Source organism: Streptococcus sp. 343_SSPC (assembly GCF_001072385.1).
Taxonomy (GTDB): Bacteria; Bacillota; Bacilli; order Lactobacillales; family Streptococcaceae; genus Streptococcus.
The window spans coordinates 1-19,129 of sequence record NZ_JVKU01000029.1; the positions used below are offsets into that span (position 1 = coordinate 1).

The 19,129-nt window shown below is 45.4% G+C and carries 24 protein-coding genes; 22 read left to right on the top strand and 2 right to left on the bottom strand.

Going from position 1 to position 19,129, the window contains the following annotated elements:
- Positions 1 to 2: 2 nt before the first annotated feature.
- From comGC to ADH27_RS10370, 13 genes are all read left to right on the top strand, one after another.
- A complete protein-coding gene (gene comGC, locus ADH27_RS09150; protein WP_239681787.1) occupies positions 3 to 278 on the top strand; it encodes a competence type IV pilus major pilin ComGC in 276 nt (91 codons plus the stop codon).
- The gene (gene comGD, locus ADH27_RS09155; protein WP_048717508.1) at positions 247 to 672 is read left to right on the top strand and encodes a competence type IV pilus minor pilin ComGD; all 426 of its coding nucleotides are present in this window, start codon (positions 247 to 249) and stop codon (positions 670 to 672) included. Before comGC ends, comGD begins: the two co-directional genes overlap by 32 nt.
- Complete coding sequence (gene comGE / locus ADH27_RS09160) at positions 638 to 931, top strand: competence type IV pilus minor pilin ComGE (RefSeq protein ID WP_048717510.1); 294 nt, start codon at positions 638 to 640, stop codon at positions 929 to 931. The genes comGD and comGE overlap by 35 nt, the downstream gene beginning before the upstream one ends.
- Positions 915 to 1,367, top strand: a complete 453-nt coding sequence (gene comGF / locus ADH27_RS09165; protein ID WP_048717662.1) for a competence type IV pilus minor pilin ComGF — start codon at positions 915 to 917, stop codon at positions 1,365 to 1,367. The genes comGE and comGF overlap by 17 nt, the downstream gene beginning before the upstream one ends.
- Entirely contained in the window at positions 1,333 to 1,779 is a 447-nt protein-coding gene (comGG, locus tag ADH27_RS09170) for a competence type IV pilus minor pilin ComGG (RefSeq protein ID WP_048717511.1), read from the top strand. The genes comGF and comGG overlap by 35 nt, the downstream gene beginning before the upstream one ends.
- A 31-nt stretch (positions 1,780 to 1,810) precedes the next feature.
- Positions 1,811 to 2,764 (top strand): class I SAM-dependent methyltransferase, encoded by a 954-nt coding sequence (locus tag ADH27_RS09175; protein ID WP_048717514.1) that lies wholly within the window; start codon positions 1,811 to 1,813, stop codon positions 2,762 to 2,764.
- 48 nt (positions 2,765 to 2,812) lie between these two features.
- The gene (locus tag ADH27_RS09180; protein WP_048717516.1) at positions 2,813 to 4,009 is read left to right on the top strand and encodes an acetate kinase; all 1,197 of its coding nucleotides are present in this window, start codon (positions 2,813 to 2,815) and stop codon (positions 4,007 to 4,009) included.
- A gap of 153 nt (positions 4,010 to 4,162) precedes the next feature.
- On the top strand, positions 4,163 to 4,837 hold the full coding sequence (locus ADH27_RS09185) for a CPBP family intramembrane glutamic endopeptidase (RefSeq protein WP_239681788.1): 675 nt from the start codon (positions 4,163 to 4,165) through the stop codon (positions 4,835 to 4,837).
- Between the two features lie 158 nt (positions 4,838 to 4,995).
- Positions 4,996 to 5,952, top strand: coding sequence for a dihydropteroate synthase (folP, locus tag ADH27_RS09190; protein WP_048717520.1), 957 nt, complete (start codon positions 4,996 to 4,998; stop codon positions 5,950 to 5,952).
- Between the two features lie 16 nt (positions 5,953 to 5,968).
- The gene (locus ADH27_RS09195) at positions 5,969 to 7,273 is read left to right on the top strand and encodes a bifunctional folylpolyglutamate synthase/dihydrofolate synthase (RefSeq protein ID WP_048717522.1); all 1,305 of its coding nucleotides are present in this window, start codon (positions 5,969 to 5,971) and stop codon (positions 7,271 to 7,273) included.
- Position 7,274: 1 nt separating this feature from the next.
- Positions 7,275 to 7,829 (top strand): GTP cyclohydrolase I FolE, encoded by a 555-nt coding sequence (folE, locus tag ADH27_RS09200; protein WP_048717524.1) that lies wholly within the window; start codon positions 7,275 to 7,277, stop codon positions 7,827 to 7,829.
- Positions 7,830 to 7,855: 26 nt separating this feature from the next.
- Positions 7,856 to 8,692, top strand: coding sequence for a 2-amino-4-hydroxy-6-hydroxymethyldihydropteridine diphosphokinase (folK, locus tag ADH27_RS09205; protein WP_048717664.1), 837 nt, complete (start codon positions 7,856 to 7,858; stop codon positions 8,690 to 8,692).
- 337 nt (positions 8,693 to 9,029) lie between these two features.
- Positions 9,030 to 9,185, top strand: coding sequence for a hypothetical protein (locus ADH27_RS10370; RefSeq protein WP_193389731.1), 156 nt, complete (start codon positions 9,030 to 9,032; stop codon positions 9,183 to 9,185).
- 109 nt (positions 9,186 to 9,294) lie between these two features.
- Here the strand turns inward: ADH27_RS10370 and ADH27_RS09210 are convergent, their stop codons facing one another.
- Both ADH27_RS09210 and pepA read right to left on the bottom strand, forming a co-directional pair.
- Positions 9,295 to 10,779, bottom strand: a complete 1,485-nt coding sequence (locus tag ADH27_RS09210) for a DUF1846 domain-containing protein (protein WP_006595123.1) — start codon at positions 10,777 to 10,779, stop codon at positions 9,295 to 9,297.
- Positions 10,780 to 10,937: 158 nt separating this feature from the next.
- Complete coding sequence (gene pepA, locus ADH27_RS09215) at positions 10,938 to 12,002, bottom strand: glutamyl aminopeptidase (protein WP_048717526.1); 1,065 nt, start codon at positions 12,000 to 12,002, stop codon at positions 10,938 to 10,940.
- Positions 12,003 to 12,148: 146 nt separating this feature from the next.
- On the opposite strand from pepA, the gene ADH27_RS09220 reads away from it, so the two are divergent.
- The 9 genes from ADH27_RS09220 to ADH27_RS09260 all read left to right on the top strand — a co-directional run bounded on the left by ADH27_RS09220 (position 12,149) and on the right by ADH27_RS09260 (position 19,117).
- Positions 12,149 to 12,439 carry a DUF4651 domain-containing protein gene (locus ADH27_RS09220; protein ID WP_048717528.1) on the top strand — a complete coding sequence of 97 codons (291 nt, stop codon included), beginning with the start codon at positions 12,149 to 12,151 and terminating at the stop codon, positions 12,437 to 12,439.
- Positions 12,436 to 12,753 (top strand): thioredoxin family protein, encoded by a 318-nt coding sequence (locus tag ADH27_RS09225; protein ID WP_048717531.1) that lies wholly within the window; start codon positions 12,436 to 12,438, stop codon positions 12,751 to 12,753. The genes ADH27_RS09220 and ADH27_RS09225 overlap by 4 nt, the downstream gene beginning before the upstream one ends.
- A gap of 14 nt (positions 12,754 to 12,767) precedes the next feature.
- Positions 12,768 to 13,394: a YtpR family tRNA-binding protein gene (ytpR, locus tag ADH27_RS09230; RefSeq protein WP_048717533.1), complete on the top strand. Its 627-nt coding sequence runs from the start codon at positions 12,768 to 12,770 to the stop codon at positions 13,392 to 13,394.
- A 238-nt stretch (positions 13,395 to 13,632) separates the two neighbouring features.
- Positions 13,633 to 14,028, top strand: coding sequence for a single-stranded DNA-binding protein (locus ADH27_RS09235; RefSeq protein WP_006595118.1), 396 nt, complete (start codon positions 13,633 to 13,635; stop codon positions 14,026 to 14,028).
- Positions 14,029 to 14,249: 221 nt separating this feature from the next.
- Positions 14,250 to 15,236 carry a substrate-binding domain-containing protein gene (locus ADH27_RS09240; protein ID WP_048717535.1) on the top strand — a complete coding sequence of 329 codons (987 nt, stop codon included), beginning with the start codon at positions 14,250 to 14,252 and terminating at the stop codon, positions 15,234 to 15,236.
- Positions 15,236 to 16,555 carry a sensor histidine kinase gene (locus tag ADH27_RS09245; RefSeq protein ID WP_048717536.1) on the top strand — a complete coding sequence of 440 codons (1,320 nt, stop codon included), beginning with the start codon at positions 15,236 to 15,238 and terminating at the stop codon, positions 16,553 to 16,555. The genes ADH27_RS09240 and ADH27_RS09245 overlap by 1 nt, the downstream gene beginning before the upstream one ends.
- The gene (locus ADH27_RS09250; protein ID WP_006595115.1) at positions 16,552 to 17,238 is read left to right on the top strand and encodes a response regulator transcription factor; all 687 of its coding nucleotides are present in this window, start codon (positions 16,552 to 16,554) and stop codon (positions 17,236 to 17,238) included. The genes ADH27_RS09245 and ADH27_RS09250 overlap by 4 nt, the downstream gene beginning before the upstream one ends.
- Positions 17,235 to 18,542, top strand: a complete 1,308-nt coding sequence (locus tag ADH27_RS09255; RefSeq protein ID WP_048717538.1) for an ABC transporter substrate-binding protein — start codon at positions 17,235 to 17,237, stop codon at positions 18,540 to 18,542. The genes ADH27_RS09250 and ADH27_RS09255 overlap by 4 nt, the downstream gene beginning before the upstream one ends.
- Positions 18,543 to 18,676: 134 nt before the next feature.
- Positions 18,677 to 19,117 (top strand): PTS sugar transporter subunit IIA, encoded by a 441-nt coding sequence (locus ADH27_RS09260; RefSeq protein WP_048717540.1) that lies wholly within the window; start codon positions 18,677 to 18,679, stop codon positions 19,115 to 19,117.
- Positions 19,118 to 19,129 lie beyond the last annotated feature (12 nt).

The following is a 19,129-nucleotide window of genomic DNA, read 5'->3' on the forward strand; positions in this document are numbered from 1 at the left end:
TGATTGAAATGTTAGTTGTTTTGCTCATTATCAGCGTTCTTCTCTTGCTCTTTGTTCCGAACTTGACCAAGCAGAAAGATTCGGTCACAGATACAGGAAATCGAGCAGTCGTCAAAGTCGTGGAGAGCCAGGCTGAGCTCTATGAACTCAATCATCAGAATGAAAAAGCTAGTCTTTCTAAGCTAGTCGCAGAAGGACAAATCACTCAAAAACAAGCAGAAGCCTACCGTGCTCACTATGTGAAGAATGCAGGTGATCACCGTGCGGTTGCAGATTAAAGCTTTCACCCTTCTGGAGAGCTTACTAACTCTAGGTATCGTCAGTCTTCTATGTTGGTTGCTAGCTGGGTCAGTCCATCAAGCCTTTGGGCAGGTAGAAGAAACATTGTTTTTCTCGGAATTTGAACGGGTCTATCAGGAGACACAAAAGATGAGTATTGCAAAAGAGGAGAGAACTCTCCTTTCTATCGACCACGGTGGGGTTCATAGTCCCTATCAAGAATTACCGCTTCCAAAAGGGGTGGAAGTGGTCAGAGAGAAGCAACTGACCTTTGATCCAGCAGGAGGCAATTCAAGCCTGACCAAGATTCAATTTCAGACAGAGAAAGAGGTGGTGACTTATCAGTTGGCAATTGGGAATGGAAAAATTAAAAAATCGACGGCTCCCCGCTAGTCTCTTGTTAGAAGGACTGATTGCCTTAGCGATGTTTGGTGTCCTCACGACCCTTGTGCTGGGAGAGCTAGGGGACTCGCGACAGCAGCGCTTAGAAGAGTTGAGACAAGGAGAAGTCTTGCGAGTCGCAAAAATGGCGATCCAGACCAGGCAGGATCAATTGAACATCAATCAGGTCAGTGTCCAGGTGGAGAGGTCTGCCAAGTCCTTAAAGGTCTATCATGAAGGAAAGGTTGTGATTGCTGTTGAAAAGAACTAAACTGCCAGCCTTTACTTTACTGGAGGCCTTGGTTGCCCTGCTCGTCATCAGCGGTGGTTTATTGGTGTTTCAAGGATTGACAAGCCTCTTGCGTCAAGAACTTCAGTACCAAAGTCACATCAAGCAAGAGGAATGGTTGCTCTTTCAGGACCAGCTGGACATTGAATTGTCTCGTAGCCAATTTGAAGAGGTCAGAGACAACAAACTCTATCTTGTTCAGGATCAAAAACCCATAGCCATTGGACTGGCTAAGGGGGGAGATATCCGAAAGACAGATGCGACTGGCCGTGGCTATCAACCGATGATAGATGGAGTTGAATCCGCCTGGATTGAAAAAAGAGGAGATCTGGTGTCTATTCAACTGCGCTTTGAAGAAGGGTTAGAAAGGGAGGTGGTCTACCGTGTGGTGGAAAAGGATAAAAAAGAAGCAGATTGAGGCAGGGATCCTTCTTTATGCCCTTTTTATGTCGGCGGTTTTTAGTCTCTTGCTTCAGTTTTACCTGAACAGACAAGTGGCAGAGAGACGGATCCTCCTTGCTAGTCAGCACCGGATCCAGGCTTATGCACAAGCTCAATTGGCGATTGATACTTGGGATCGGGAAGAAAAAACCATGACCTTCTCAAATGGCCGAGTCGATTTGGAAGAAAAATCGGGCTTTGCCAACGTAACGAGTCACTTACAAGATGGGGGAAGCTGCCATTTCACCTTTGCTCTACCTCCTCGGGAAAAGAAAAAAACCGACAAGAAGGAAAAGGAGAAGCAGGCTCCAGATTCAGCCACAGACCACCCGACCAAGACTGAGGAAGAGAAGCCTCAGGCCTTCGAAAAGCATAGCGAAAACTCTTAAAATTTGATATGATTAAGAGATGGAGGAAAGCATGAATTTCGAAAAAATTGAGAAAGCCTACGGCTACCTATTAGAGAATACCCAAAATATCCAAAATGATTTACAGACCAACTTTTATGATGCTCTAGTGGAGCAGAATGCCATCTATCTGGATGGGCAAACAGAGTTGACTCTAGTGAAGGAAAACAACCAGCGCCTGAAGGACTTGAACTTAAACAAGGAAGAGTGGCGTCGTTCCTTCCAGTATCTTTTGATGAAGGCTGCCCAAACAGAGCCCCTACAAGCCAATCACCAATTTACACCAGATGGGATTGGATTTCTTCTGGTCTTTCTAGTGGATCAGTTGGCTAGTTCCGATCAAGTAGATGTGCTAGAAATGGGGAGTGGAACAGGGAACTTGGCCCAAACCTTGATGAACAATTGTCAGCGTTCGTTAGATTATTTGGGCTTGGAAATTGATGATCTCTTGATTGACCTTGCAGCTAGTATGGCAGAAGTGATGAAGGCGGATGTGAATTTTGCCCAAGGTGATGCCATTCGTCCACAAGTTTTGAAAGAGAGCGATGTGATTATCAGCGATTTACCTGTCGGTTATTATCCAGATGATGCCATTGCGAGTCGTTACCAGGTCGCTTACCCTCAGGGCCACACCTATGCCCATCATTTATTGATTGAACAATCGCTAAAATACTTAAAACCAGGTGGCGTCGCTATTTTTCTAGCTCCGAATGATCTTTTGACAAGCGAGCAGAGTCCTCTATTGAAACAATGGATGCAGGATCATGCTCAGGTCTTGGCCATGGTGACCTTGCCAGAGAACCTCTTTCGATCCGCCAAACTAGCAAAAACCATCTTTGTTTTCCGCAAGCAAGAAGAAGCGGAGGTCCAACCATTTGTCTATCCCTTGACCGATTTGCAAGATCAGGAAGACCTCATGAAATTCCGTGAAAGTTTTCAAAACTGGAATAAAGAAAGTGAAATTTAAACAAAATTTTGCTATAATAGGAGTGAAAACGCTTAAAGAGGTAAAAAAATGACGAAAACAATTGCAATTAATGCAGGTAGTTCAAGTTTGAAATGGCAATTATACCAAATGCCAGAAGAAACAGTTTTGGCAAAAGGGCTCATCGAGAGAATTGGACTTAAAGATTCCATTTCGACAGTAAAATTCGATGGTCGAGCAGAAAAACAGGTTTTAGATATTGAGAACCACACACAAGCGGTTAAAATCCTTCTCGATGATTTGATTCGTTTTAATATTATTGCTTCCTACGATGAAATCACTGGAGTAGGGCACCGTGTCGTTGCAGGTGGTGAGTACTTCAAAGAGTCTGCTCTTGTAGATGAAGAAGTCATTCAAAAGGTTGAGGAACTTTCTTTGTTGGCCCCATTGCACAACCCTGCCAACGCTGCTGGGATCCGTGCCTTTAAAGAATTGTTACCAGATATTACCAGTGTTGTTGTATTTGATACCTCTTTCCATACAACAATGCCTGAAAAAGCTTATCGTTATCCTCTTCCAACTAAATATTATACTGAAAACAAGGTTCGTAAATATGGAGCCCATGGAACCAGTCATGAGTATGTAGCCCACGAAGCGGCCAAGCTTCTTGGAAAACCAATCGAAGAGTTGAAATTAATCACCTGCCACATTGGGAATGGAGCCTCTATTACAGCGGTAGACAAAGGGATTTCTGTCGATACGTCTATGGGCTTCACACCACTTGGTGGCATCATGATGGGAACACGTACAGGGGATATTGACCCTGCCATTATTCCTTACTTGATGGAGAATACAGAAGACTTCAACAGTCCAGAAGATATCAGTCGTATCTTGAACCGTGAATCTGGTCTTCTAGGGGTGTCTGAGCTTTCTAGCGATATGCGTGATATTCACGAAGCCATGCGCAGTGGAAATGACAAGGCACTTTTGGCCAACGACATTTTTGTTGATCGTATTAAGAAATACATCGGTCAATACTTTGCTGTCTTGAATGGAGCAGACGCCATCATCTTTACAGCTGGAATTGGAGAAAATTCTAAGACGATCCGTGGACAAGTGATTGACGGGCTGACTTGGTTTGGTTGTGAGCTTGATCCAGAAAAGAATGTCTTTGGTGCAGAAGGCGATATTTCAACACCGGATGCTAAAGTGAGAGTCTTGGTCATCCCAACGGACGAAGAATTAGTCATTGCCCGTGATGTTGAACGCTTTAAAAACAAGGGATAAGACTTTTATTCTAAAAAAAACAAGAAAGAAGAGGCTGATTCGAAACGCCTCTTTTTTCTCTTGTGTGACTTCTACTTGGGCTTGCCTCAGTAGCTCATCTATGCTATACTAGAAAAATAGTTTGATAATCGAGGTAAAATAATGGAAAATTGGATGGAGAAAAAATGGGTTTCGAATAGTCTGTGGTTACTAATTGGAATACCGTTATTTATAGCGACTCAACTACCCATGGTCGCTTTGATCTTGGGGATTGAAAATGCTTGGTCAAATTGGACAATCAATAGTCTGGTCCTTGGGGTCACCATGCTCCTCGTCTATTTGCTTTGGTGGTTTATGAAATGGAGTCCACTTGATCCACTAGATTTTTCACGGATTAGAGGCAGAGATATTGGGCGAAATTTCCTTTATTTTCTCCTGTTGCTGGCCAATAATGCTCTTGGGGTCAATCTTCTACGACAGTTAGGAGAGGCGACGACAGCTAACCAAGAGACCATCCAAGGGGTGGCTTCCTTGGCCCCTCAGCTGGCAATGGGTTTGCTCATTGTTGTAGTGGCACCTTTAGGAGAAGAAATTATCTGTCGGGCTGTGATTCCCCGCTTAATCTTTAAGGGACACGAAAAAATTGGTTATTTGGTTGGGGCTCTTGTATTTGCCTATTTACACACACCAAGTAATCTTGGTTCCTGGGTCATCTATGGAGGTATGTCTCTCATCTTGACTTGGGTTGCCTACCGCTACAAACGAGTAGAATATTCGATTTTATTGCACTTTACCATGAATGCTTTTGCCTTTCTGATAACTATTCTGGTTTCTTTTCTTCCCGCTTAAAATATGGTAGAATGATAGGACCAATGGGTTTTATTCAGAAGCTTTGGTAAGCTACCAAAGAAGCATCTAGGCGCAGATAGAGACAAACTCGGAGGTTGGAAAGATTCTAACCTCTTTTCTATGCTTGGTTGGCTTTTCTTAGAAAGATGAAGGAAGATATGTCAAAGAGTGAATGGAGACAACTAGGCAAGGATCGGACTCTTCTATGTGGCATCCTCAATGTCACCCCCGACTCCTTTTCAGATGGTGGACGTTACCAAACGGTAGAAGGAGCTCTCGAGCAAGCTCGAAAGTTAATAGCAGAAGGAGCAAGCATACTGGATATTGGTGGGGAGTCCACACGTCCAGGGAGTCATTTTGTGGAAATTCAGGAAGAAATTCAGCGAGTCGTGCCCGTCATTGAAGCAATTCGAGCAGAGAGTGATATCTTGATTTCGGTTGATACTTGGAAGTCAGAGGTCGCTCGTGCAGCCCTAGCAGCTGGTGCAGACTTGGTCAATGATATCACGGGCTTGCTAGGAGATCCGCAAATGGCGAGGGTGATTGCAGAAGCTCATGCTGGAGCCATTCTTATGTTTAATCCAGTCATGGCTCGTCCTCATCATCCGAGTTCCGTCATTTTTCCGACCTTTGGTTTTGAGCCGGCCTTTTCATCAGAGGAGTTGGCGCAGTTTGAAGGTCTCTCTATTCAAGACTGCATGTGGACCTTCTTTGCTAAGAGCCTTGAGCGAGCAGAGGAGGCGGGATTGAGTCCGGATCAACTCTTCTTAGATCCTGGTATCGGTTTTGGCTTGACTAAACGGGAAAACCTCCAACTCTTGCAGGACTTAAAAAGCATTCATGCTAAGGGGTATCCAATCTTTTTAGGAGTCTCTCGGAAGCGCTTTGTGGTCAATATTCTGGAAGAAGAGGGATTTGAGACTGACCCTGAAACGAAAGAAGGATTCTATAATCGGGATTTGGCCTCTAGTCATTTGACGAGTGTAGCTGCCAGCCAAGGGGTAGAAATTGTGCGTGTGCATGATATCCCTCTTCATAAGATGGCGGTAGCTATCGGTAGTGCTGTCTACCAAGCCGATCAAGCGCAGGACCTTCATTTGAAACAATATCGCTAAAGAAAAGAGAAGAGATATGACAGTAGATCTCAGTTGGTTAGCCACTTATCGTTCTTCCGAGCCTCATTTTGGTTTGGAGCGAATGGAAGCCCTGCTGGCCTTGAGGGGAAACCCACACTTAGCCTGTCCTGTAATCCATCTAGCTGGGACCAATGGAAAAGGATCTACCCTAGCCCATTTACGGTCTTTACTAGAGGCAAAAGGGTTGCGGGTTGGTGTTTTCTCATCCCCCTATCTAGTTTCCTTTCATGAGCAAATCAGTATCAATGGGCTTCCCATTTCAGATCAGGATTTAGAGACTTATCTGTACCTCTATCAGGACTTGCTTGAAAAAAACAGTTCTGATCAGACCTTGCTGGGCTTAACTGAGTTCGAGTTGATGACCGTCCTGGCTTTTGATTATTTTGCAGCAGAAAAGCCAGATGTGGTCATTCTGGAAGTGGGCATGGGGGGCCGTCTCGATAGTACCAATGTTTGTCAGCCTATGTTGACAGCCATCACGACGATTGGCCTGGACCATGTGGCTCTCTTAGGGCCAGATTTGGCCTCCATTGCTCGAGAGAAGGCGGGAATCATCAAGGAAAAGATTCCGGTCCTGCTAGGCCGGATGGAACTGGAAGCTCAAGAAGTCATTGTGCAGCGGGCGAACTGCTTATCGGCACCAGTAGAGCTGTTAGGTCAGGACTTTTTAGTTAGCTACCAAGCGTCTTTGGTTGATGGGGAAGTTTTTGGCTATCGGAGCCAGTATCGGGAAGAAATGCAACTAAAGACAGGACTCATGGGACTGCATCAAGTCGACAATGCTGGGTTGGCCCTGGCTCTATGCGATACTTTCTGTCAAGAAAAGGGGCTCTCTTTCTTAAGTCGAGAAGAAATCCTCCAAGCTTGGGAAGGGGTCCAGTGGCCGGGTCGCCTAGAGGTTATTTCTAACCAGCCCCGAATCATTCTAGATGGTGCCCATAATCCGCATGCAGTAGCCCCTCTTGTAGCCACCATGAAAGAACGGTATGGACAGTTGGACAAACAAGTCTTGTTTACCTGTATCCAGACCAAGGCGATTGAGGAGATGCTGGAACTGTGGAGCGGATTGGAAAAGAGTCAATTAACCTTGACGACCTTTGAGGATTCACGCGCCTATTCCGTGAGAGACATGCAGGAAATAGCCCATCAAAAAGGCCTGCCTTATCAAGAATGGAAGGTGTTTTTAACCCATTATCTAGAAAAAAAATCGCAACAATCTGATCTCCTCTTAGTGACGGGATCCTTGTACTTTTTGGCTCAAGTGAGAGCCTTTCTAATCGAAGAAATCAGTAGGAGATGAAATGGATACAAAGAAAATTCAAGAAGCCGTGAAGATGATTATCGATGCCGTCGGTGAAGATGGAAGCCGTGAGGGCTTGCAAGAAACACCAGAACGCATTGCCAAGATGTACCAAGAGATTTTTGCAGGTCTCAACCAAACTGCGGAAGTCCACCTATCAAAATCTTTTGAGATTGTGGATAACAATATGGTGGTGGAAAAGGATATCTTTTTCCACTCGATGTGTGAACACCATTTCTTGCCCTTCTATGGCAAGGTCCACATTGCCTATATCCCAAATGGGCGCGTAGCGGGCCTCTCTAAGCTAGCTCGGACTGTGGAAGTGTACGCCAAAAAGCCTCAAATCCAGGAGCGCTTGACAGTGGAAATCGCGGATGCCTTGATGGAGTATCTGGGAGCGCAGGGAGCCCTTGTCTGGGTGGAAGCAGAGCACATGTGCATGAACATGCGTGGGGTGCGCAAACCAGGGACAGCTACTGTAACGACAGCAGCGCGTGGCTTGTTCGAGACAGATAAAGACTTGAAAAACGAAGCCTATAAACTGATGGGACACTAATCCCTAGATAAACTGAGGTGACGATGGTGGATCAATTACGGATCAAAGATTTGGAAATTTATGCTTATCATGGTGTGTTTTCCGCTGAAAAGGAATTGGGGCAGCGCTTTGTCTTGGATGTCTGTGTCGATTATGAGATGACAAAGTCTGCTCGGACGGGCGATTTGACGGCTTCAATCCATTATGGAATCTTAGCAGAGCAACTGACAGACTGGGTTCAAGCTGAGAAAATCGATTTGATTGAGACAGTGGCTTTTCAGCTTGTGGAGAAGATTTTTGCGACCTATGACTTTGTCAAAAAGGTTCGACTGGAGTTGAAAAAACCTTGGGCTCCAGTTCCTCTGCCTTTGGATACCTGCTCGGTCACGATTGAACGAGAAAAAAGACGGGCCTTTATTGGTCTGGGAACCAATATGGGCGATAAGGTACAACAGTTGGAGACGGCTGTATCTAGACTAGAAGAAAAGGGGCTTACGATTCTCCAAACCTCTTCTCAGATTGAGACAGCACCTTGGGGAGGGGTCGAGCAGGATAGCTTCCTCAACCAAGTCGTAGAGGTCGAAACTTGGTTTACGCCCCAAGACTTGATTGAGACCTTGCTAGGAATCGAACTAGAAATGGGTCGGGTCCGTGAGATCAAATGGGGACCACGGGTCATCGATTTGGATCTCCTTTATATGGAGGATTTGATCCTCTATAGTCCAGATTTGATTCTCCCTCATCCGTATGTGGCAGAACGGGCATTTGTCCTAGAATCCTTAAATGAAATTGCTCCTTACTTTGTGGATCCTGTCCAAAGAAAACAGATCCGACAATTGTGGGAGGATGTAAAGGAAACAAAAGGTAAACAAACTGTTTCTTAACATATAACAGCCTAAGTGATGCTGAAAAATACAAATGATCCATACTGTTAGGTTCATTCAAACATACAAACATACACAGAAACTTTCCGCTGTGAGAAAAGTGCTTGAAACACTAAAGTTTCAAGCACTCGGGAGTTTTGAAACTTTAGGTTCAAAACTAAGTCATGGAACTTCATAGAAGTTCGCTGACGTCCGTACTCACTTAAGGAAAGTTTCTAAGATGACTTTGTATTCATTCTAAGGTAGTTGATCCAATGGTCAACTACTTTTTTTACCTTGACAGGTTAATTGAGCAGGAGTATACTATGCATAAATAGATTAGGAGCAGGAGGGCGTCATGAAATCTTATCTTGTAAAATGGTTGATCGCGATTATCTTGGCTGTTTTTTTCCTTTGGTTGAGTTTGGAAACGGACTTACTGCCAAAAGAAGTGTATCCCCTTCTCCTTGTCCCGATACTGATTGTGGGCCTCTATCTTTTTAAGGAGAGGTAACTCTCCATCCAATTAAACTATGAAAAATCCCCTGGGTGCCAACTGGTTCAGGCACTCAGGGGATTTTTTGTATATGGAGCTAGGACCAACGGTCTAGCCTTGCTTTTCTTTATTTGCGGTACAAGCGATCGTATTGGTAAACTGGATCCATGGTCACATGAATGCCCAGTTTGCGAAGAACGTTCTTATCTTCGTCTGTCAACATGACTGTTGAATGGGCTTCGCTCCCTTTCAATCGACCCAATTCTTGCATGGCAAGATTTGCCTCTGGATGGTTCATGGCGGTAATGGCGAGGGCGATGAGGATTTCATTTGAGTGGAGGCGAGGGTTGCGACTGCCCAAGTGGTTGATCTTCAAGCCTTGGATTGGTTTCACATATTCTGGCTCAATCAACTTGGTTTCTTTATCAATATGGGCCAATTTCTTGATGGCGTTGATGAGAACAGCTGCCGTTGGACCAAATAAGTCAGAAGTCTTACCTGTCACGGTTTCTCCGTTCGGCAATTCCAGTGCCAAGGCAGGTTCACCGGTTTCTTCCTCTTTTTGACGGGCAAGGACGGTGACTTGGCGGTCTTTTGGTGAAATGCCTAAGTCATTCATCAAGAGTTCAATTTTCTTAATAGCTCCGTTTCCGACACGCTCTGCCTTCACATCTAGAATGGTTTGGTAGTAACGGCGGATAATTTCTTGCTTAGAGGCTTCAATCGCTGCGTCATTGTCCACGATGGCAAAGCCGACCATGTTCACACCCATATCTGTTGGGGAAGCGTAAGGAGATTCTCCAAGGATGCGTTCCAACATCCGCTTCAAGACAGGGAAGATTTCGATATCCCGGTTGTAGTTGACCGTTGTTTCGCCATAGGTTTGGAGGTGGAATGGGTCAATCATATTGACATCGTCAAGGTCTGCAGTAGCAGCTTCATAGGCCAAATTCACTGGGTGATGCAAAGGCAGGTTCCAAACTGGGAAGGTTTCAAATTTAGCATAACCAGATTTGATGCCATTTAATTGGTCATGGTACATGTTGGACATACAAGTCGCTAATTTACCAGAACCAGGACCAGGAGCTGTCACGACAACGAGATTACGGCTAGTCTGAATGTAGTCGTTTTTCCCCATTCCCTCAGGAGAGATGATGTGATCCATATCCGTTGGGTAGCCCTTGATTGGGTAGTGGAGATAAGAGGCGATGCCATTTTTTTCCAACTGCTTGCGGAAAAGGTCTGCAGCTGGTTGACCAGCATACTGAGTGATGACGACAGAGCCAACATAGATGCCCAATTCGTTGAATTTATCGATCAAGCGGAAGACCTCTTGGTCGTAAGAAATTCCTAGGTCACCACGCGCTTTTGAATGCTCAATGTTATTGGCATTAATAGCAATCACAATCTCTACTTGGTCACGAAGTTCTTGGAGAAGCTTAATTTTGTTATCTGGTTCATAACCAGGAAGGACACGAGCTGCGTGGAAATCTTCCAACATTTTTCCTCCAAACTCTAGGTAGAGTTTACCATCAAATTGGTTGATGCGCTCGAGGATGTGATCGCGCTGCAAATTCAAATACTTTTCGGAACTAAAAGCTTGTTTCTTCATTTAAACCTCCAATAAAGAAGCGAGGGTGATCTTTAGCGGTGCTCCGCCTTTCACATAGGGAAAGGGGAGTGCAAAAGAACACCCGTTGCAATATTCATTCAGTATTATATCAAAAAAACCCCAAAATGGGGGTTTAAAACAATTATTTTGGAAAAATATTAATAATTCTTAATTAAATCAACGGTTGAACGATCCAATTTTTTGACCAAGGCTTGAAGGAAGGCTTGGGCTTGAAGGAAGTCATCCATAGCGTAGAGGGTCTGGTGGGAGTGGATGTAGCGTGCGCAGACTCCGATGGTAGTAGATGGCACACCACCACTTCGTAAGTGGGCTACTCCAGCATCCGTTCCGCCTTTTCCACAGTAGTATTGGTACTTGATGCCGGCTTCTTCAGCGGTGGTGAGGAGGAAGTCCTTCATATTTGGCAACATGAGATGACCTGGGTCAAAGAAACGAAGGAGGGTTCCTTCTCCGATAGCTCCTTGGCCTCCGTAGACATCTGCCGCCGGAGAGCAGTCCACAGCCAGGAAGATTTCTGGATCAAACTTGGTCACAGAAGTCCCAGCACCGCGCAGTCCGACTTCTTCTTGGACAGTTGCTCCGACATAGAGTTCGTTTGCTAGGGCTTGTCCAGAGAGGGCTTGTGCCAATTCGCTGACCATCAAGACCCCATAACGGTTATCCCAAGCTTTGGAGATGATGTTTTTCTGATTGGCTGTTAAGATTGCAGTGCTTTCAGGGACCAAGGTGTCGCCTGGACGGATTCCAAAGCTCTCGGCTTCTTCTTTGTTGGCAAAGCCACCATCAAAGACAATATCCCCGATTGCTGGAAGGGCAGGACCGTTTGCGCCACGTGTCAAATGCGGAGGAACAGATCCAGAAATGACAGGGTAGGAATGGCCATCGCGTGTCAAAAGGGTGAAACGTTGGCTGCTGACCACCATAGGGTTCCAACCACCGATTTCCACCACGCGGAAGGTGCCGTCTGTCTTGATCTCACTGATCATAAAGCCAACTTCATCCATATGGCCTGCGACCATGATGCGAGGAGCATCAGCCGCTTCTGAGTGGCGTACCCCAAAAATGCTTCCCAAGCCGTCTGTGACCACTTCATCCACATGTGGGGTGATCTGTTTGCGTAGATAATCGCGAACAGGCGCTTCGTGGCCAGAGATGGCAGGAAGTTCTGTTACTTCTTTGATTTTAGAAAATAAATCAGTCATAAGTTACCTTCTTTCTGATTGTTATTTTATCACTTTTTTAGTCGAGATGGTAGTGGCAGTTGACGGGAATGAAAGCAGATCGTCATGATGGGGAGAACTATTCTCCTTCGTTGTCCCAGCTTGTATTTTGTGTTACAATATGAGGTATGAAAGCTAAAAAAATCATTTTATCCAGCCTTGCAGCAGCTAGTGCAAGTGCTCTTGCCCTTGGGGCCTATAAAATTGCCAAAGATCAAAAACGTCTGCGGACGCAAGAAGAGTTAGTCGCAGAAGTCCGTGAGCAAATGGAGAATATGGGGAAGATTGCGACCCTTTATGTGGAGCTCTATGAATCAAGCGAAGAGCGTCTGGTAGGAGGGATCATTTTTGAAGATGAGCGCCACTATCGCTTTGTCTATGAAGAGGGCCTCCTTCACTATGAAGAGGAAAAACTATGATCATTCCACAGTCTTTAGAGGAGTTAGCTAGCTACGTCAAGCAAGAAGGAAAGAAGGTTTTCTTCTTTTCAGCGGATTGGTGTGGTGATTGTCGGTATATCCAGCCCTTTTTGCCAGAGATTGAAGCGGAAAACCCTGGATTTACCTTCATTTTGGTCGACAGAGACCAGTATCTAGACCTGGCTAAGCTTTGGGATATCTATGGTATTCCGAGTTTAGTGGTCCTAGACAAGGATCGGGAACTGGGTCGTTTCGTCAATCGTGATCGCAAAACCAAGGCTCAGATTTCAGAATTTTTAGCAGGATTGAAGTAGGAGAAAGAGAAAGAATGATTGTAACCTATAATAAAGAACAAGTCGGCGATGTCTTAATGCTTACCTTGAAAAACAGTGGGGATGCCAAGTTAGCAGTAGAGCGCAAAGGCAAAGTAGCTCGTGTCTACCGTGAAGACAAGCAAGAAACCGTAGCCTGGAATATTTTTGAGGCTTCGACTTTCTTTGCCCTTGAAGGCAAGGGGCAAATTTTCTTGAGTGATGAGCAGGTTGCACGCCTCAATCAAGAATTACAGGCTGAAGGATTTGCAGAGGTCTTGGTCAATGACAAGGAGCCTAAGTTTGTCGTGGGGCAAATCGTGGAAATGGTGGCTCATCCAGATAGTGACCACCTCAACATCTGCCAAGTGGCTGTTGGACCAGACAAGACAGTTCAAATCGTAGCAGGTGCACCAAATGCGCGTGAAGGTCTCAAAACGATTGTAGCCCTACCGGGTGCCATGATGCCAGATGGCAGCTTGATTTTCCCAGGAGCCCTTCGTGGAGAAAAGAGTTTTGGCATGATGTGTAGCCCACGCGAATTGCACTTGCCAAATGCTCCACAAAAACGTGGGATTATCGAATTGCAAGATACAGAAGAGGTGGGAACTCCGTTTGACCCTGCCCGTCACTGGCAAGGATAAGAGAGTGGGACAGAAATCGGTAATTCGTCAGCATTCGATTTCGTCGTCCCACCTCCGCACAGTTGAGTAGGGCTGTAAAAGCTGATGAAATCAGCGTAGTAGAGCCCACTCAACCACTGCGTCTTGCTCGATAATCCAAAGAAAATTGAGAGGCTAGGACTTTTGTCCCAGCTTCTTTTTTATTTTCTTTCTCCAAATGGCTAAAAAACTACGAATTATATAAGTAGGAGGAAGAAATATGTACAATAAAGTAATTTTAATCGGGCGCCTTGTGGCTGACCCAGAGCTTCATAAGACCAGTACGGACAAGTCCGTTGCGCGTGCGACCCTGGCTGTCAATCGTCGTTACAAGGATCAAAATGGCGAGCGGGAGGCGGACTTTATCACTCTCGTGGTCTGGGGGAAATTAGCAGAGACCCTTGTCTCCTATGCCAATAAAGGGAGCTTGCTCTCTGTGGATGGTGAGCTTCGAACCAGACGCTATGAGAAGAATGGGACGACCCAATATGTGACAGAAGTACTCTGTCAAGGCTTCCAGCTCTTAGAAAGTCGTGCTCAACGAGCGATGCGGGCTAATGGAGCAGGAGGAGATTTAGCGGATCTCATCCTGGAAGAGGAAGAGCTTCCCTTTTAACTGAAGAGAACGGTGCAGCTGGTCAGTTGTGTCGTTTTTTCTTTTTCGAAACTTCTCACGGAAGTTGCAGGGGTAAGTCATCATATGGATTTATGAGTAAAACGCATTCATTTCCTAAAGACCTTCAAGCTCTTGATAAAAAATGCTATAATACAAGGTATTAAATACGAACAAAAAATCTTTATATAGTAGAATGGTTCGTTTTTTTAAGAGGAGAAGAGATGGGGTTAGAAGAGGAAGCTGTTCAAAAGAAACACAATCGAGTGATGATCTATACGATATTTTGGAGCCTGGTTTTTGTGGTAGTGGTCATCTATTTGAATGCTAGCCAACTAAAACCGGTAAAAGGGCAGATGCGGATTGGTGTGACCTACATGACCATGAACAATGAATTCTACCAAACACTGAATGCAGAGATTGAACGAGTGGCTGACGAAAAAGGGGATTTGCTTCTAGTTCGTAATCCAGAATTGGACGAGGAAAAACAAAGTCAGCAAATAGATTATTTTCGTCAACAAAAGGTCAATGTGATTGTGATTAACCCCGTCAAAGGAGATAGCCCTAAAATCATTGCTTCCCTGAAGCGAGCTCGAGAGGCAGGGATTAAAATCATTGCAGTGGATAGTCAGCTCAGCCATTTCACGGTGGATGCCAGTGTGGTGTCGGATAATTACCAAGCCGGGGTCTTGGTCGCCCAGCGCCTGATGAAGCAGAAAAATGAGGCGAAGATCCTACTCTTAGAGCATAAAGGGACGGTATCGGCAGAGCAACGGATCCAAGGGTTCTTAGATACCATTCAGTCGGATCCTGCCTATCAGGTCGTTGGGAGAGAAGAGACCCGTGGCCAAACGGAACTGGCCTTACCAGCTGTTTCCCAGGTCATTCAGGATGGTCTGGCATTTGATACGGTCGTGGCCTTAAATGATCGGGCAGCTATCGGAGCCCTAGCGGCCATCAAGGAAAACCAATTAGCTCAGCCGATTTCTATCTATGGAATCGATGGCTCTCCGGATATGAAAGTTTTGCTCTCGACGACGGATGATATCGAAGGGACGGTTGCCCAATCTCCTCTTAAAATGGGGAGACAGGTGATGCAAGTGATTGAGTGCATGAGGACAGGAAAAACCTACAAGGAACAATATAAGATTCCAGTAGAGATGATTGATAAGGATAATGTTGACCGATACGATGTCAACGGGTGGCAGTAATGACCAAACTTCGTGGCATTCGTTATAGTTTGATTTTATTAAAAATCATTAATTTTATCGCCATCTTGTTTAGCAGTTCCCTCTACTTGCATGCGACCAATTACATCATTGCCAAGGGGCAAGGCTATCAATTATTGGAACAATTAAGAGAAATACCGAGTTCCCCAGCTCAGAACTTTTGGATTTCCATTCTCCTCTTTGGAGGGATTCTTCTCATTACCTTTTATCGGATGCGCCCAGGGACACAGGAGTGGTCAGTTTTTGACAAGTGGAATATTCTAGAAATTTTACTGATGTTAGGTGTCATGATCTCCCTCAGCTTCTCCTACAATGGGATCATCCTCTTGGTATTTGCCGATATCTTTTATGGCTCCAAAGAGTTTAGCAGTTCCAAGGACAGGCGCTACTGGTTTGCCTTTATCCTTCTGAGTTTCATTGTCCTCCTTGTGACCAACTATGACATCCTCTCTCTCGTCGTGCAGTTGCCGTCGCTAGATACCTATATCGCCTTCTATCCTTCATCGATTCGGATGCTCATCCTATTCGCTAAAAATGCGCTAGCTTCCTTAAATATGGTTGTCTTTATTATTTCTCTTCTCTTTTACATTTTATCGGTAGTAGCAGAGCACCATCGAATCGAAAAAGAGTTAGAAATGGTGTCGCAAGTCAATACGGAATTAAATAGCTACATGGCCCTTTCGGAAAAGATTGCGGAGGACCGGGAGCGCAAGCGGATCGCACGGGAGATTCACGATACTCTGGGTCATGCCTTGACGGGCATTTCTGCAGGGATTGATGCGGTTGGGGTTCTGATTGATATTGATCCTGGTCGCGCCAAGACCCAGTTGCAATCGGTCTCTACGGTGGTACGAGATGGAATCAAGGACGTCCGGGGCTCTTTGAACAAGCTACGGCCAGGTGCCCTGGAGGATCATACCTTGAGGGATGCAGTTTTGAAATTGGTTCACGAATACCAAGCCATTTCCCACCTACAAGTCGATCTGACCTATGACTGGGATGAGGTGGATCTAGATGTCATGGTGGAGGATACTGTCTTTCGCGTGATTCAGGAGTCCATGACCAATTCTGTCCGCCACGGTCATGCCAGCCACATGCAGATTTCCTTTTTGGTGGAAGATGCCTATGTCATGATTCTCCAAGATAATGGGGTCGGCTTTGACCAACTGCAGGTCGGCTACGGCTTGAAGCAAATGCGAGAGCGGGTCTCTATCTTGGGAGGAAGGATCGAATTTGCCAATCGAAATGGCTTTTATACACGAATTGAATTGCCCAAAGAAAAAGGAGGAAATCTCTTATGATTAAAGTAATGATTGCGGATGACCAAGCGCTGATTCGCGAGTCGCTCCAAATTATTTTATCTGCTCATCAAGATATTCAGGTGACTTCTGCGGTAGCAGATGGCCACGAGGTGCTAGAGCGAATCCCCCAAGATCGACCAGATGTCGTACTGATGGATATTCGTATGCCCAAGATGGATGGCGTGATGGCGACAAAAGAAGTCAAGGAACGCTTCCCAGAGGTGAAAATCATCATTCTAACCACCTTCGACGATGATGATTTCATCTTTCGGGCTCTGAAATATGGAGCCTCAGGGTATTTGCTCAAAGGAGCTTCCACAGAGGAGCTCTACCAAGCCATCCAAATTGTCTACCATGGGGGAGCCATGATTAACCCCAATATTGCCAGCAAGGTTTTTCAGATTTTTTCTCAGATGGCTCAGAGCAATTACACAATCTCCGTTTCTGAAGAATATGTGAGCGACTTATCCCTGACCGAATGGCGGATCATCCAGCAGGTTGGTTTTGGGGAGTCTAATAAGGAAATCGCAGCCAAATTGTTCCTATCTGAGGGAACGATTCGGAATTACCTATCAACCATTTTGTCTAAGTTGAACTTGCGGGATCGGACCCAGTTGGCTATTTGGTCTGTTCAAAAAGGTGTGACCACTAAGGACTTTGGAACAGAAAGTGATAGCCGATGAAGAAAAAACGTAAGATTCGAGGCTCCAGATTGTTTCTAGGCTTGCTTTTGCTTTTTCTACTTGCTGGAGGGATTTGGTGGCAGCGTCAGCCTAAGCTTGTCCGCTTGGGGGTCTACGCTGGATCTAGCTGGGATGTGCCCACCCAAACGGAAGAAAAAGTCTTGGACCAAGCGATTGCTCGTTTCGAAAAAACGCATCCAGGGGTAAAGATTGTCTACGAAAGCGGGATTCCGAAGAATCAGTATGCGAGCTGGTTAGCCAATCAGATCCTCCATGGACAGGAGCCAGATCTATATATGGTATCCAGTACTGAGCTCCCGGTGTTAGCTGCGCGTGGGGCGGTAGAAGATTTGACCCCCTTGATGGACAAACAGGTCGATCCTTCTCATTTTTATCCAGTTGCCCTAGAAGCAGGTAAATACAAGAACCGTCAGTATGCCCTCCCATTTGAGAGCAATCCTGTTTTGATGTGTGTCAATAAAGATTTATTGGAAAAGGAAGGGATTGCTATTCCGAAAGAGGGGTGGACTTTGGAGGAATTTTATACGATTTGTCAAAAAGTGACGCGGGATACAGATGGAGATGGTGAGCTAGATCAGTTTGGAAGTACAGATTATACCTGGAGGGAGGCCTTGGCAGCTCATGGTGGCCAGCTTTTCCGTCAGGATAACATTAATCTGACGAGTAAAGAAATGAAGCGCTCGCTCTATTTTGTCGAAAAACTCGAAGCCCTTCATGGGAATTTCAATGTTACTTCTAAGGATTTTGATGAAGGCAAGGTCGCTTTTTATCCGATGACCTTGGCCCAGTACCGAACTTATAAACCTTATCCCTATCATGTTGCCAAATATTCAAATTTCACTTGGACCTGTATCCCTATGCCCGGGGCTTCTGGATCAACTCCGTCAACCTTAGTGGATACGTCCTTGTTTGCTCTGTCTTCTCGGGCCAGTGCTAGCAAGGAGGCCAAGGAATTCATGGAATTTTTGACCCAGGACCAGCAGGTCCAGCAGGACCTCTTCCGGCAGTCGCAGGGGACCTCTGTCCTCCCTTCGGTGGTCAATAGTTCGGAAAGTCGGGACCTTCTTAAAGCGGATGATTTCGGGGTTGATTCCTTGACGAATCGGACCCTGGACCAGATTATGAAAAAGGCTGTCCTAAGTACTCCTGGCAACCTGCCAACTGATATCTGGGATCGGTTGGATTATTTGATCCATAATGCTCTAAAAGCAAAGGATATTGATAATCAATTGCCTCAAATTCAAAAGATTATTGAGGAAATGCTTCGGGAGAAGTTTCGTTAAGAGCAACTAGGCATCTGTCAAGTGACAGATGTCATTTTTTTATTGACAGATGTCAACTTTTCTTTGTGACAAATGACAATAGTAAAACGCTTTCAAAAGCAATACAATAAGGTCATCATAAAGGAGGCGAAAGGATGAAGTATCTGGTATTGGTCAGTCATGGTGGACTGGCAGAAGGTCTGAAAAGTTCACTAGCTATGTTTGCTGGGGATAAGATCGATCAAGTGATTGCGGTCGGATTGAAAGAAGGCAAATCGGTAGATGATTTTGCGCATGATTTTCGTCAGGCGCTTTCCCCTTTGACAGATGAGGATTCTGTCTTAGTTCTAGCGGACATTGTAGGTGGCAGTCCTTTGACAACAGCGGCAATGGTGCTAGAGGAGCAAGGAAAGCTGGGTTCAGCCTTGATCTTAGGTGGAATGAACTTGACCATGGCTCTGACAGCTGTTGTGATGAAGGACATGATGGAGGGGGCTGATCTAGCCCAGGTGATTTTATCCGAAGCTTCCACTGCCTTGCAAGAATTTGCCCTTGCCCCGGTAGAGGGTGACGATGAAGAAGATGATGATATTTAACTAAGGGAGGTT

Coding starts and splice junctions, on each gene's coding strand:
- comGD (WP_048717508.1), top strand. CDS start 247: ATGCAGGTGATCACCGTGCGGTTGCAGATTAAAGCTTTCACCCTTCTG.
- comGE (WP_048717510.1), top strand. CDS start 638: ATGGAAAAATTAAAAAATCGACGGCTCCCCGCTAGTCTCTTGTTAGAA.
- ADH27_RS09175 (WP_048717514.1), top strand. CDS start 1,811: ATGAATTTCGAAAAAATTGAGAAAGCCTACGGCTACCTATTAGAGAAT.
- ADH27_RS09180 (WP_048717516.1), top strand. CDS start 2,813: ATGACGAAAACAATTGCAATTAATGCAGGTAGTTCAAGTTTGAAATGG.
- ADH27_RS09185 (WP_239681788.1), top strand. CDS start 4,163: ATGGAGAAAAAATGGGTTTCGAATAGTCTGTGGTTACTAATTGGAATA.
- folP (WP_048717520.1), top strand. CDS start 4,996: ATGTCAAAGAGTGAATGGAGACAACTAGGCAAGGATCGGACTCTTCTA.
- ADH27_RS09195 (WP_048717522.1), top strand. CDS start 5,969: ATGACAGTAGATCTCAGTTGGTTAGCCACTTATCGTTCTTCCGAGCCT.
- folE (WP_048717524.1), top strand. CDS start 7,275: ATGGATACAAAGAAAATTCAAGAAGCCGTGAAGATGATTATCGATGCC.
- ADH27_RS10370 (WP_193389731.1), top strand. CDS start 9,030: ATGAAATCTTATCTTGTAAAATGGTTGATCGCGATTATCTTGGCTGTT.
- ADH27_RS09210 (WP_006595123.1), bottom strand. CDS start 10,779: ATGAAGAAACAAGCTTTTAGTTCCGAAAAGTATTTGAATTTGCAGCGC.
- pepA (WP_048717526.1), bottom strand. CDS start 12,002: ATGACTGATTTATTTTCTAAAATCAAAGAAGTAACAGAACTTCCTGCC.
- ADH27_RS09220 (WP_048717528.1), top strand. CDS start 12,149: ATGAAAGCTAAAAAAATCATTTTATCCAGCCTTGCAGCAGCTAGTGCA.
- ADH27_RS09225 (WP_048717531.1), top strand. CDS start 12,436: ATGATCATTCCACAGTCTTTAGAGGAGTTAGCTAGCTACGTCAAGCAA.
- ytpR (WP_048717533.1), top strand. CDS start 12,768: ATGATTGTAACCTATAATAAAGAACAAGTCGGCGATGTCTTAATGCTT.
- ADH27_RS09235 (WP_006595118.1), top strand. CDS start 13,633: ATGTACAATAAAGTAATTTTAATCGGGCGCCTTGTGGCTGACCCAGAG.
- ADH27_RS09240 (WP_048717535.1), top strand. CDS start 14,250: ATGGGGTTAGAAGAGGAAGCTGTTCAAAAGAAACACAATCGAGTGATG.
- ADH27_RS09245 (WP_048717536.1), top strand. CDS start 15,236: ATGACCAAACTTCGTGGCATTCGTTATAGTTTGATTTTATTAAAAATC.
- ADH27_RS09250 (WP_006595115.1), top strand. CDS start 16,552: ATGATTAAAGTAATGATTGCGGATGACCAAGCGCTGATTCGCGAGTCG.
- ADH27_RS09255 (WP_048717538.1), top strand. CDS start 17,235: ATGAAGAAAAAACGTAAGATTCGAGGCTCCAGATTGTTTCTAGGCTTG.
- ADH27_RS09260 (WP_048717540.1), top strand. CDS start 18,677: ATGAAGTATCTGGTATTGGTCAGTCATGGTGGACTGGCAGAAGGTCTG.